9 protein-coding genes and 2 pseudogenes are annotated in these 12,151 nt (G+C 67.1%); 8 read left to right on the top strand and 3 right to left on the bottom strand.

Annotated elements, in window-relative coordinates:
- From ACIBAI_RS27485 to ACIBAI_RS27475, 3 genes and pseudogenes are all read left to right on the top strand, one after another.
- The coding region (locus ACIBAI_RS27485; RefSeq protein ID WP_399038346.1) for an RHS repeat-associated core domain-containing protein at positions 1–339 on the top strand (339 nt) is incomplete at its 5' end.
- A gap of 844 nt (positions 340–1,183) precedes the next feature.
- A protein-coding gene (locus tag ACIBAI_RS27480; protein ID WP_399038344.1) for an IS3 family transposase occupies positions 1,184–2,391 on the top strand; the annotation gives its coding sequence in 2 pieces (ribosomal slippage) (positions 1,184–1,427 and positions 1,427–2,391; 1,209 coding nt in all).
- 191 nt (positions 2,392–2,582) lie between these two features.
- A pseudogene (locus ACIBAI_RS27475) lies at positions 2,583–2,960 on the top strand (transposase family protein); the annotation flags it as partial.
- 203 nt (positions 2,961–3,163) lie between these two features.
- Here ACIBAI_RS27475 and ACIBAI_RS27470 read toward each other — a convergent pair.
- Positions 3,164–3,682 carry an RICIN domain-containing protein gene (locus tag ACIBAI_RS27470; RefSeq protein ID WP_399038343.1) on the bottom strand — a complete coding sequence of 173 codons (519 nt, stop codon included), beginning with the start codon at positions 3,680–3,682 and terminating at the stop codon, positions 3,164–3,166.
- 545 nt (positions 3,683–4,227) lie between these two features.
- Here ACIBAI_RS27470 and ACIBAI_RS27465 point away from each other — a divergent pair.
- The 3 genes from ACIBAI_RS27465 (at position 4,228) to ACIBAI_RS27455 (ending at position 7,348) form a co-directional block, all read left to right on the top strand.
- Positions 4,228–5,745, top strand: a complete 1,518-nt coding sequence (locus tag ACIBAI_RS27465) for a hypothetical protein (protein WP_399038341.1) — start codon at positions 4,228–4,230, stop codon at positions 5,743–5,745.
- Between the two features lie 134 nt (positions 5,746–5,879).
- Positions 5,880–6,458 carry a choice-of-anchor C family protein gene (locus tag ACIBAI_RS27460; RefSeq protein ID WP_399038340.1) on the top strand — a complete coding sequence of 193 codons (579 nt, stop codon included), beginning with the start codon at positions 5,880–5,882 and terminating at the stop codon, positions 6,456–6,458.
- A gap of 308 nt (positions 6,459–6,766) precedes the next feature.
- On the top strand, positions 6,767–7,348 hold the full coding sequence (locus ACIBAI_RS27455; RefSeq protein ID WP_399038339.1) for a choice-of-anchor C family protein: 582 nt from the start codon (positions 6,767–6,769) through the stop codon (positions 7,346–7,348).
- A 644-nt stretch (positions 7,349–7,992) separates the two neighbouring features.
- Here ACIBAI_RS27455 and ACIBAI_RS27450 read toward each other — a convergent pair.
- The gene (locus ACIBAI_RS27450; RefSeq protein WP_399038338.1) at positions 7,993–8,319 is read right to left on the bottom strand and encodes a hypothetical protein; all 327 of its coding nucleotides are present in this window, start codon (positions 8,317–8,319) and stop codon (positions 7,993–7,995) included.
- A gap of 589 nt (positions 8,320–8,908) precedes the next feature.
- Between ACIBAI_RS27450 and ACIBAI_RS27445 the strand changes: the two genes are divergently transcribed.
- Positions 8,909–9,241 (top strand): hypothetical protein, encoded by a 333-nt coding sequence (locus tag ACIBAI_RS27445; protein ID WP_399038336.1) that lies wholly within the window; start codon positions 8,909–8,911, stop codon positions 9,239–9,241.
- A 372-nt stretch (positions 9,242–9,613) separates the two neighbouring features.
- Here ACIBAI_RS27445 and ACIBAI_RS27440 read toward each other — a convergent pair whose 3' ends face one another.
- Entirely contained in the window at positions 9,614–10,990 is a 1,377-nt protein-coding gene (locus ACIBAI_RS27440) for an IS1380 family transposase (RefSeq protein WP_399038334.1), read from the bottom strand.
- A 165-nt stretch (positions 10,991–11,155) separates the two neighbouring features.
- Between ACIBAI_RS27440 and ACIBAI_RS27435 the strand changes: the two are divergent.
- Positions 11,156–11,953 (top strand): annotated as a pseudogene (locus ACIBAI_RS27435) (IS5 family transposase).
- Positions 11,954–12,151: the final 198 nt, after the last annotated feature.

Below are 12,151 nucleotides of genomic sequence, written 5' to 3'. Positions count from 1 at the left end.
CGCTACAGCGGCACCTACCTCGACCCGACCGGCCTGTACAAGATGGGCCACCGCTACTACGACCCCCAACTCGGCCGCTTCACCCAACCCGACCCGTCGGGGCAGGAAGCCAACCCCTACCTCTACGCCAGCGGGGATCCCATCAACGACAGCGATCCGTCCGGGCTGTGGACCGGCTGGGACACCGTTGCCACAGTCATGACCGGCGTGGCGCTCATTACGGCTATACCTACCGGCGGAGCATCGCTGACCGTTGCCGGTGGCATTGGCCTCGCGCTTGCTCAGACGAGCTTCGTTGGCGCTGTCGCGTGCGGGATCTACGACGACAACGCGTGCTGACCTGATTGCTTCTGCGGGGCTCCCTGACCCTCATGGGAGCCCCGCCTAACTTGGGGAGAGTGAGTGGCTCACAGGACAAGATACTCCGCAACTGTGTGGCTGTTGATCATCTCCGCAGCCTCCCTCGTGATCTTTTCACCGAACGCCATCGATCAGCCGGTTGTCTGGTGGCTTGCGCTAGGCGTTTGCTGCATCTGCATAGTCGCGCTTGTCGCGTGGCGGCTGTCAGGAGAACGCCGTAGATAGGAGTCCGGGTCGCGAGGTAGCCGGGCAGCAGCACGCCGCTCGACGCGGAGGACGGGACCACGCGCTCGCGGCGAGTCTTCGTCGTGTCCGCCCTGATCTGCAGCGTGCCATGAGCAGGAGGGCGGGAATGATCATCTCCGCCCTCCTCGCTCCTATATCCAGCACATCGACACCGAAAAGGATGGCTGACTCGTGAGCAATTCCAAAAAGATGCAAATTGCTTTATGGGTAATCGCGATACTGGTCGGCATCGTCGTCGGTATCTTGACGGTTGATTGAACCTTTTTGTCCTTTCTGTATGAACCGCTCCGGGTCTGAGCTTGTTCCTTTTCTTCCGGCCTCGAACGGTGCCTCGAACTGGGTCGCTCACCTGGGGATTCTTCGGACGTGGGGGCGGCTTTCGTCTGAATCCTGTGCTCCGACCAAGGTGCATGTGACCACGACGAAGGCCGTGAGGGTGAGTCTGCTACCTGATGCTGTCCGGAGGGAATCGTTCGCGGAAGCGTCACGCTTCCGGGGTGACTTCTACGAGTGAGGCTGATCCTTTGGAGTGGGCACCCCGACAATGGATCTCGATGGTCCGGGGAGGGATGTCCAGGTGGGACGCAAGTCTCCGTATCCGGAGGAGTTCAGGAAGGAGGCGGTAGCGCTCTACCGTGCCGCGGCCGGGAAGCGGACGTACGCGGCGGTGGCTGCGGATCTCGGTATCACCGCGGAGTCGTTGCGGACGTGGGTACGTAAGGATGAGGTTCAGGCCGTGCCTGGACGCCGTGACGCGGGCGGCGAGGCGGAGGAGCTGGTCCGGCTGCGGGCGGAGAACGCCCGGCTGCTCAAGGCCGAGCAGGAGTGGCACCTGGAGCGCGAGATCCTGCGCCGGGCAGCCGCCTATTTCGCTCGGGAGGTGAGGTGACACCCTGCCGCTGGGACTTCATCTTCGACAACCGTGCCGACTTCGGCGTCAAGCGGATCTGCCGGGTGCTCGGGGTATCCCGCGTCGGCTACTACCGGCACCTGGCCACCGAGCAGGCCCGCGCCGGGCGCCAGGCCGAGGAGAAGCGGACCGTGGACGAGATCCGCTCCATCCACGCCGAGCACCATGGCGCCTACGGTGCCCCGCGCGTCCATGCCGAGCTTCGTGCCCGTGGACACCGGATCAACCGCAAGCGCGTGACCCGGCTGATGCGGGTCAACCACATCATCGGCCGGCCTCTACGGAAGAAGAAACGGACGACGATCACCGACAGGACCGCGCCGCCGGTGCCGGACCTGGTGATGCGCGACTTCACCGCCGACAGGCTGAACACCAGGTGGTGCGGCGACATCACCTACATACCTGTCGGCACGACGTGGCTCTACCTCGCCACGGTGATCGACATCTGCTCGCGGCGGGTGGTGGGCTGGTCGATCGCCGACCATATGCGCACCTCGCTGGTCACCGACGCGATCGAGATGGCCGTGGCAGCCCGCGGCAGCCGGGTGAACGGCGTCATCTTCCACACCGACAGGGGCGCCCAGTACAGCGCGGCCGCCTTCGCCGACGTCTGCCGTCGGCACGGTATCCTCCGCAGCATGGGCCGGATCGGCTCGAGCTACGACAACGCCTTGGCCGAGTCGTTCTTCCAGGGCCTCAAGCGCGAATTGCTCCACGGGCGCCGTTGGACCTCGAAGGCCCAGACCCGGCTCGAGCTGTTCCGCTGGCTTTCCTCCTACAACCGGCGCTGTCGCCACTCCGCGCTCGGCTACCTCACACCAGCCGAGTTCGAACAACAACTGATCACCACACGTACGCTGTCACTCATCGCATGAAACCCGGTGTCCACTCCCGGGGATCAACCTCATTTGATGGGTCCCCCTACTGGCCCGCCCAGCCCCATTACCTCACTGGCCGTTCTCTATCCGGTCGTGTGCTCGGTCTGGTTCGAACGGCGTCCTGGATCGGGTGGCCTGTTGGCTGGTGGGGCATGGAGGAAGGGCCTCTTGGCAGCTCGCGGTTGTCGAACGTTCAGGTCGTGACCGACCCGGCCGGGCAGGTGCTGTGGATTTCTCCGGCCCTGCCAGGCCGGTGCCACGCCCTGACCGCAGCCCGCACCCACCGGATTATCCGGATCTGCGAACGCCAAGGCGTGCCAGTCTTGGCCGACCGTGCCTATCAGGGCGCCGGCTCCTGGGTCACCACCGGGCGCGGACAGCCGCCCGGCGGGCAGTTGTCCCCTACACAGCAGACGGTCAACCGGGCACTGGCCACGTCCAGGGCACCCGTCGAACGGGGCATGGCACTGCTGAAGTCCTGGCGAATCTTCCGAAGATCCCGGATCAGCCCGAACCGCATGACGTCAATCGCCAAGGCCGTCCTCACCCTGGAGAGACAACGCTGAAAACGCTCACTTACTTGTCAGCCCCGGGAGCCATAGCGGACGGGGTTCGGTGTCGACCGCGTCGTCCGTGCTGTGCCTTGCGCGAGCAAGGGGTGTGCTGTGTCCCGTCGTCGCCTGCGGCGGCTGGTGCCGCGCGATGCCCACGCCGGGGCCGGGCGGGATGGCCTGGGGGCCTCGCGCGGCGTGTGGTCACAGCCGCTGGTTCACAGCAGGCGCCATTCCTGGTACGGCCGGCCGGCGCTGCAGGTGCGCTGGACGGCGCCGGCGCCGTTGTAGGTGTCGCCTTCCGCGATCTCCAGGCACTTGCCGCTGTGGCGGGCGACCAGTGTGAAGTAGCCACTGGGGCGCTGGACGAGCTTCCACTCCTGGTTGGGGGTGTTGTAGCAGTGCCACTGGTGGACCGTTCCGTTGTCGGCCTGGCTCGCTTCCGCGACGTCCAGGCACTTGCCGCTGTGGTCGGCGCTCACCCTGTAGTAGCCGTGGCCCAGCGAGGTGAGGGTCCAGTTCTGGTTGGTGGCGGGGTAGCACTCCCACTGCTGGACGAACGCGCCGTCGGCCTGGCTCGCGGCGGCCACGTCCAGGCACCTGCCGCTGTGACGGGCCTCCAGTTTGGTATTGAGCGGGGCGGCGCTCGCGGGTGCGGCCGATCCGGCGGCCAGCATCGTCGCGCTGAGCGCGAGGGCGGACAGACCAGCGGCGAACGCTCGCCTGGGTGTCTTCACGGCGACCTCCTTGAAGCCGCCCTTTTGGGCGGCTGAGCCATCACCTTGTCTAGCGGAAAATAGCAAGCTGTATAACCTGCAAAGATAATTAACATTATTTCTCCATATCACCTTCATGTGGTCGTGCAGTGCGGCCCTTCGATGAAAGCGCAACCGTACGGGAATGCCGAAACGGCGGAATCGGTCGGGCGCGGAGCTCGTCAACCTGCCGCTCTGTGCGTCCATTCGTAAGGGTTATGCGAATGGCGTGGTTCAGGCGTTCTTCTGCCGATTCATGGTGTGACGTCTGTCCAGGGTGGGGCGCATGTGTTTCGGCTGTCCGATGCAGGAACGCTCCTTCAAAGGGCAACGGCGCGTATCTGTCGTGAGGCAGGTAATGCAAACGCGTCAGCAGCACATGGCCGGAAAGCATCGCCAGTCTCTTCCCGGAAATCTCTTGTGTGCGCTGTTCTTTCGATGGTTTCCGCGGCCACCGCAATCTCGGCGCAAGAGGACCAGCCGGGCCGTTTCCGGGCACACCCGGACGAAGGAAAGGGGGGACAGTCGTGTCCACACCCGCTCCCGTGCGCGTCGCACTGGTCAACGGCAGCTTCGAGCAGCCGCAAGTGACCGACTGCGAAATCCTTCCGGACGCCTCACAGCCACAGGCGCCCAAATCCGTGCCCGGTTGGCGCACGACCGCGTCCGGCCACAAGATCGAATTGTGGTGCAGTGGATTCCTGCAGGTGAAGGCCGCCGAGGGCGAGCAGTTCGCGGGACTGAACGCCAACCAGGAGTCCACGCTGTACCAGGACCTGCCCACCGACCCGGGCACCAAGCTGTACTGGCGCTTGTATCACCGCGGCCGCCTGGGCCAGGACACCATGGCGCTGGGCATCGGCGCGCCGGGCAGGCTGGTGGAACAGCGCCGGTTCACCGACGGCGACACCGCTTGGGGCTACAACACCGGTGCCTGCACCGTCCCTGCGGGCCAGACAGTCATCCGCTTCGCGTTCCGCTCCGTCTCCGCGGCCGGCGGCAACCACGCGATCGGCAGCTTCCTCGACGGCGTGGTGTTCGCTACTGCTCCGTTCGTGACGCTCACCAAGCACACCGTTCTTGCCGGGCCGCCGGAGGTTGGTGATGTGGTCACCTACCGGATCGTCGTCAGGAACGAGGGCGGTGGCGACGCCGAGGCGCTGAGCCTGAGTGACGTCGTTCCGTCCGGCGCCATGTATGTGCCTGGGTCGTTGAGGATCGTCAGCGGTCCCAACGCCGGTGCGCAGAGCGACCAGCCGGACGACGACCAGGCGTATTTCGACCCGGTGGGCGACCGGGTGGTGTTCCACCTGGGCAACGGTGCCACCAGTGGTCGGGGCGGCGCCCTGCCCAACACCGACGCCCTGCCGGAGGGGACGACGGTGGAGTACCGGGTCAGGATCGACGAGGCCAGCGCCGGGGGACACCTGGCCAACACCGCCACCGCCGCCTACGAGAACCGCCTCGGCCCCGTCCCCGAGCCGCTGACGGCCACCTCCAACGAGGCCGTCACCCGGGTCAACCCGGCCGCCGGCCTGTCCGTGACCAAGTCCGCCGACACCACTCGACCAGTGGTTCAACGTTTCCAGCACCGACCTCGTTTCAGGCACCGACCTGACGCTGCCTGGGGCGGGCGGGTACGCCCTCGACCTGGACGCACGCGCCAGGATCGCCTCCCAGCTCCCGCACTGGTCCAACGTCGGCTTCCAGATCTTCGACGTGACAGCAAACGCGCCCGTACCGGGGACGCAACCGTGGACGGTCGGCATGGCGTTCTTCGGACCGATCCCCGAGGAACGAGATGGCCGTCGACAACTCCGCCCACCTCAACAGGCTCTACACCGTGGACGGCCCCAAGACCCTGCGGATCCAGGCGATCCGCAAGCAGAACATGGAGCCGGCTCTCAACCTCAGACCGGCCAAGGAGACAAACATCGTCGGCTACACCGCGATCCGCGCCATCGAGATCAACGACTGACGGCGCGACCGGACCGGCCAAGGAAAGTCACCGAAAAGAACCCCTGCTCCGGCCGGCCGGCGTCTGACCGGCGGACGACTCCTCACCCTTCGCACAAGAAGGACCCTCCGCCCCCGCTCGCCCGCCGGCTAGGCATCGGCGTACCAGCCCCGCCCCACGTTCCGCTCCCACCCACCGCACGCCTTCTCCAAGGAGGATTCCATGCTGCTCAAGCGTGTCCTGGTCACGGCGGCCACGGTCGCCGCCGTGTTCACCGCCACCGGCGGTGCAACAGCTGCCCCGGTCCCCGACTTCGATAACGGAGGCTTCGAATTCCCCACTGCGCCGGCGAACAGCTACCTGATCGTCCCCGCCGGCAGCTCCCTCGGCCCCTGGCAGGTCACGGCCGGCGCCGTCGACCTGGTCGACGACGGATTCTGGCAGGCGGCCGAAGGCCAGCAGAGCGTCGACCTCAACACCAGGGGCGACGGCCCCGGCACGGTGGCGCAGACCTTCACCACCATCCCCGGGGACCCCTACACGGTCACCTACTCCCTGGCCGGCAACCCCGACGGCCCCCCGGCGGTGAAGACCGGCCAGGCCCTCGTCGACGGGGAGGCCGTACAGGACTTCTCCTTCGACATCACCGGCAAGAGCCGCACCGACATGGGTTACGAGACGCGGAAGTTCGCCTTCGTGGCCAAGAACCCCACCACCACGCTCAGCTTCGCCAGCACCACCTCCAGTCTCCGGTTCGGACCGGTCATCGACAACGTGCAGGTCAACACCTGCGGCTGCTGATCTGACAGCAGCCCCCACCTCCCCTCCGGACACCGATCGGGAGCACGTCGCAGGCCGGGTGGGGTGCAGGCCGAAAAGGGCCGGCACCCCACCCGACCCTCGCGGCGAACGCATAGCGCACCCCGCCGGTGTCGCTTGCGGCCTGCCGGACCGGCGCACGCGAGTAGGCGGACACGTCCGACGCCCCAGGCATGCCCGCCTTCCGCCTCCCGCCGCCCGAGCGGAACCGGAAGAAGGCCGAAGCCGGTGAAACGACACAGACCTCACCCCTTCTCGTCATCCCGTTCCTCATCGTCAGGAGAAGCCCCATGTTGCTCGCGCGTGCCTGCATCACCGCGATCGCGGCCACCAGCCTCTTCACCGCCACCGGTACCGCGGCCGCCGCCCCCACGGTCGGCGGCTTCGACAACGGCAGCTTCGAATCCCCCGTGCTGTCGGCGAGGACCTTCACGGTCCTGCGCGCGGGACAGTCCATCGGCCCGTGGCAGATCACCTCTGGAGCCGCGGATCTGATCGGCACCGGCTTCTGGCAGGCCGCCGAGGGCGGCCAGTCCGTCGACCTGAACGCCGGAGACGCCGCGACCGTGGCACAGACCTTCACCACCGTCCCGGGCGAGGCCTACACGGTGACCTACGCCCTGGCCGGCAACCCGGCCGCAACCCCGCGGGTGAAGACCGGCAAGGTCCTCGTCGACGGCCACAGCGTCCAGGACTTCTCCTTCGACACCGCCGGCAAGTCCTTCGGTGCCATGGGCTACGTCAACCAGCGCTTCGCCTTCATCGCCCGCGCCGACACCACCACTCTCGCCTTCGCCAGCACCATCCCCTCCACCGCCGGAGGCCCGGTCATCGACGACGTACGAGTCCACCCCTGTAGCTGCGGAACCTGAGGTCTTCGACCGGTGACCTGGGGCCGCGCAGCGTCGTCGACGCTGCGCGGCCCCAGCTGTGCCATGACAACCCGGCAGCTTGTACAGGCGTTGAACCGGAGCGGGTGACCGTGCCTGACACGGCTTCGCGAAGACGGGCTGTGCGCTGCCGCCGGGACGGGACGCAACCAGGCAGGACGCGTTCAACGGCTCGAAGCACAGGTTCTTCAGCTCGCTGCTGTCCGCAGGAGGCGGCCGAGTCACCCTGGGGTGACCGGAGGCCGAATCAGCGAGGTCGCAAGCCACGCGGTCTTTTGCGACCATGACCAGGAGCCACGAGGCGGCCGGCCATGCGAAGGGCCGACCGCACCCGGAACAGGGCCGGAGGCCTTGTGCGGCGTGGCAGATGGACGGGTGCAGGACCGGTCCCCGCGACGGATTCCTCTGCGCTGCCGGCGGAGACGTACGAAAGCGGCATCGGCGGCCCGCCCTCCTTTCCCGGCGGCGACCGGGGACGCCGCGCAGGGCACGATCGTCAGACCGGACGTGCAGCCGCCCACGCAAAACGCTCGGCTGGGCAATCCCAGCCGAGCGTCCTGCCACGGTCAGTCGGTCACCGTCGCGGAAGCCGGTCCCTGGACTTCGCCGTGCGCCGGAACCTTTCCTCAGTCGATGTTCTGCACGCCCGTCCAGTTGATGTACCAGCCGCCCTCCTGGGCCTGCGAGGGCGGCAGGCTCGCGTCCCGGAAGTGCTGCAGGTAGACGCGGAACCCCCGGTCGGTGGGCTCGTAGACAGCGGCCGCCCCCACCACCTCGCCCACCTTCGCCCCGCTCCCGCTGAGGGAGATGACATAGACGGGGGTCTCCAGGTCGGACCGGAAGTTCGCGCTGCTGGTGTCGACGTTGATGTACATGTTGTTGTTGTACGGTTGCCAGCCTTCACCCGGGTTCGTCCTCCCGGAGCCTACGATGCCTCTGATGGCGTTAGCCATGATGGAATCTCCCTTGAACGGCCCTGTGCCGTGCCCTGCTGGGCGGCCATGGGAGGATTTACCCGGCGATTCGGCCGATGAGACGTTCATCCGGGGGGCGCAATGAAACAACAACGGCGCTGATCGGCTTATCGCATCAATCCGCCCTTAAATTCGATTGCGGGCTTCGAAGGGCAGTGATCATAGCGCGGCTACCGCCCCGGATACTGAACGCAAGGACGAGGGTGAGCGACGGTTTCCGTTGCTGTACTCCGGCCTGTACGGGCATCGGACCGGAGAGGGATCATCGATTTTTTCCATGAGGTCCTGCGGGAGGCTTTCCGTAGCTTCTCCGTCGGTGTGATACGCATGTGACGCCTGTGAGCAATGATCCCGATGAAGAGATTTATGCTCGTCCGGTTGTCGGAAACAATGTTCGTGGCGGATTAGGTGTCCGTTCCCACAAGCGGATTTATGTGATAAGTCGATCAGCGCCGTTGTTGTTTCAATGCGCCCCCGGATGAACGTCTCATCGGTCGAATCGCCGGGTAAATCCTCCCATGGCCGCCCAGCAGGGCACGGCACAGGGCCGTTCAAGGGAGATCCCACCATGGACAACATCGTCAGAGGCATCGTAGGTGCCGGAAAGAGCACACCGGGCGAAGGGTGGCAACCCCACAACGAGGGCATCTACATCGACGTCGACACCACCAGTGCGGACTTCCGGTCCGACCTGGACACCCCCGTCTATGTCATCTCCCTCAGCGGGACCGGGGGGACGAGGCGGATGTGGAACGCACTGGGGGCATCCACTGTCCACGAGCCCACCGACCGGGGGTTCCGCGTCTACCTGAAGCACTTCCGGGACGCGAGCCTGCCGCCCTCGCAGGCCGAGGAGGCCGGCTGGTACATCAACTGGATCGGCGTGCAGAAGGTCAGCTGAGGAAAGACCCCGTGTGGACGGCGTATTCGAGGGGCCGGCTTGCACGGCAGTGACCAACTGGCTGCGGCCAGGGGCTCGGAAGAGCGCCCGGCTGGAATTCTCCAGCCGGGTGTTTCGTGTGACCGGCTTCCGAGTTCGCCGGCCATGGCCTGAAAATACCCGGCGTCTGCGGCGGCGTGTCCGCGGCGACCGCGAGGGCGCTGTGCCCTTTAGCCTCGATCTTTCGCGGGGGCCCACCGACGGAGTCGGTGGGCCCTTTCGCTTTTCGGAGCTGATGGTGGGCAGGCTGGCGGCCCGGCTGTCGCGTCGGGTGGGCGCCGGGTTCCACTGCCCGGGGCGGGTGATGCTGTCGCAGGGACGATGGGTTGTTGCTCAGCCGGGATCGGGCAGGAGCGCGAGCCGTTCAAGGGCTGCGGTGATCTCGCCGGTCCAGGGCCAGTGCCGGGCGAGGCGAAGGATCCTGCGCCGACCGGTGGTGACGAGCTGGCCGGCTGCGGAGAACAGGCGGAACCGCAGGCGGCGCGGTTCCCAAAGCCTTGCCCGGCCGGTGAGGGCGAGCATGGGCATCCAGGCCAGCAGGTCGAGGGCGATCTGGACGATCTCCAGCCAGATGCGGTTCTGGGCGGTGTCGTGCAGGGGCAGGTTGCGCAGGCCGGTGGCCCGGGCGGCCCGGATCCGGTCCTCAGCCCGTGCCCGGAGCCGGTGACGGAGTTCGAGTTCGGCGATCGGCCGGCCGGTGGTATTGGTCGCGAAGCACGTGATCCGCATGCCGTCCGCGTCCGTGATCCTCAACTGGGCGCCAGGATGGGGACGTTCCTTTCGGACGATGAGCCGCATGCCCTTGGGCCAGCCGTCCAGGAGCTTGCCGGTGAGCTCGGCGATCCAGGCCCCGTCCCGGGCCTCACCGTCGGCCTCGACGGCCGGGGTCCAGGCCGAGGCGGGGACCTTCAGTACGTGTTCGTGGATCGCTTCGGTGACCGTCATGCCGACCGAGTAGGACAGCCATCGTCCTCGTTTCGCGAGCCAGGACACGAAGTCGTGGGTGCCGCCGGCGGAGTCGGTGCGGATCAGCGTCTGCCGCCCTCGCCGGTAGTGCTTGGGCAGCTGGGCGAGGGCGAGTTGGATGGTGGTGATGTGGTCGGCGGCGGTGTTGGAGCCCGCGTTTCCCGGTCGCAGGAGGGTGGCGACAGGCTCTCCGGTTCCGCCCGGTCCGTGGTCGACGAAGGCCGTCAGGGGGTGATGGCCGTAGGTCTTCTTCCAGGTCGCGGCTGCGTCCTGCTTGTCGGAGTGCGCGATCACGAGGACGCCGTCGAGGTCGACGGTGACCTGTCCGTTGGTGTCCGGGGCGTTCTTGCCCGCCGACAACCAGACGCGGCCCCGCACTTCGGCGCGTGCGGACCGAATGGCCTGCAGGGCTTTCTCGCCGGAGGCGGCGAGGGTGTCAATCAGGCGGGAGACGGTCGGGTCGGAGGCGACCGGGCCGAAGACGGCCGGCTCAGACCGCAACATGGCGACGTCCGCGAGGCAGTCCCCGCCCAGTGCGACCGCCATGGCGACGTCCAGGAGGATCTTGCCGGGATCGTGGACGGCCCGCGGCTTCCGCCACGGAGCCAGAGCCTGGGATACGGCCTGGCCAAGGCCCGTCTTGCGGACCGTTTCGACGAGCAGGACCGACCCGGCCTGGGTGACGACCTGGCGGCCGTCGTTCTGGACGCGGACACGGGGGTAGGACCCGATAGGGTGCTTCACCTGGAAAGTGCCTCCGGCGGTGGCAGGAACAAGGACCTAGACAATCCTCATCCTTGCTGGTCAGAGGCACTTTCTGCTTTCCTGACCGCCTGCCGGACAGCCCGCTTCATGAAAGCGCGAGGTTAGACGCCGTTTCTATTGGCTTGATCGTTCGTTGAGCGGTGCATGACGGTTCTGGTCGAGCGGTTGGCACCGGACGAGTTGTGGGCGCTGTTCGGCGAGTGGTCCCGCCGACGGAGGTCATACGCCCGCAGGGCGGCGGCCGCCGACGGGCCGGGGACCGCGAATGCCTGGCGGCGATCATCTTCGTCGCGACCTCGGGCTGCACCTGGCGGCAGCTGCCGCCGGTGTTCGGCCCGGCCTGGCCCACGGTCTACCGGCGCTTCGCTCGATGGAGCCGGGACCGGGTCTGGGCCCGGCTGCACCGCGTCATCCTCGACGAGCTCGGCGCCCGGGACGAGCTGGACTGGTCGCGGTGCGCGATCGACTCCGGCAGCGTCCGAGCGGCAAAAGGGGGCCACTGACCTGACCGAATCCGACCGACCGTGGCAAGCCGGGATCGAGGATTCACCTGATCACCGACCGAAACGGCGTGCCGTTGTCGCTGGGAATCTCCGGCGCCAACCCGCACGACGGTCTCGGCCTGCAGCCGCTCGTGCGCTCCCGCCGGGGCCCGCGCCGCCGGCGTCCGGCCAAGCTCCATGCCGACAAGGGCTACGACTACGATCAGCTGCGGCAATGGCTTCGCGAGCGTCGCATCCGCCACCGCATCGCCCGCAAGGGCATCGAGTCCTCCACCCGGCTCGGCCGACACCGCTGGGTTGTCGAAAGGACCGTGTCCTGGCTGGCTGCCGAGGGCTGCACCGCCGTTACGAGCGCAAGGCCGAGCACTTCCTCGCCTTCACCGCCATCGCCGCAACCCTCATATGTCACCGCCGCCTGGCCAAGTGGAACGGCGTCTAAGCGGAACGGTTGTGAGGCGTGCCCGACTGCCCCCCGGCGCACCAAGTTGGCGAGCACCTGGCCTGGTACTCCGCATCTCGCTTGAGGAACTCCATAAAAGATCCCGCAGTCGGGCTCCGCCCTGCCCCTCGCCGGTCTCTGTGGCCGGTCCCTCACTTGAGTGACAGCGTCGCCAGGTCGGTTTTCCGCTGGCAAGGG

It is taken from the genome of Streptomyces sp. NPDC051041, from assembly GCF_044456065.1.
GTDB classification, from domain to species: Bacteria; Actinomycetota; Actinomycetes; order Streptomycetales; family Streptomycetaceae; genus Streptomyces; species Streptomyces glaucus.
Note: the sequence above shows the minus strand (reverse complement) of the source record. Positions and strands in the feature narration are given on the sequence as shown.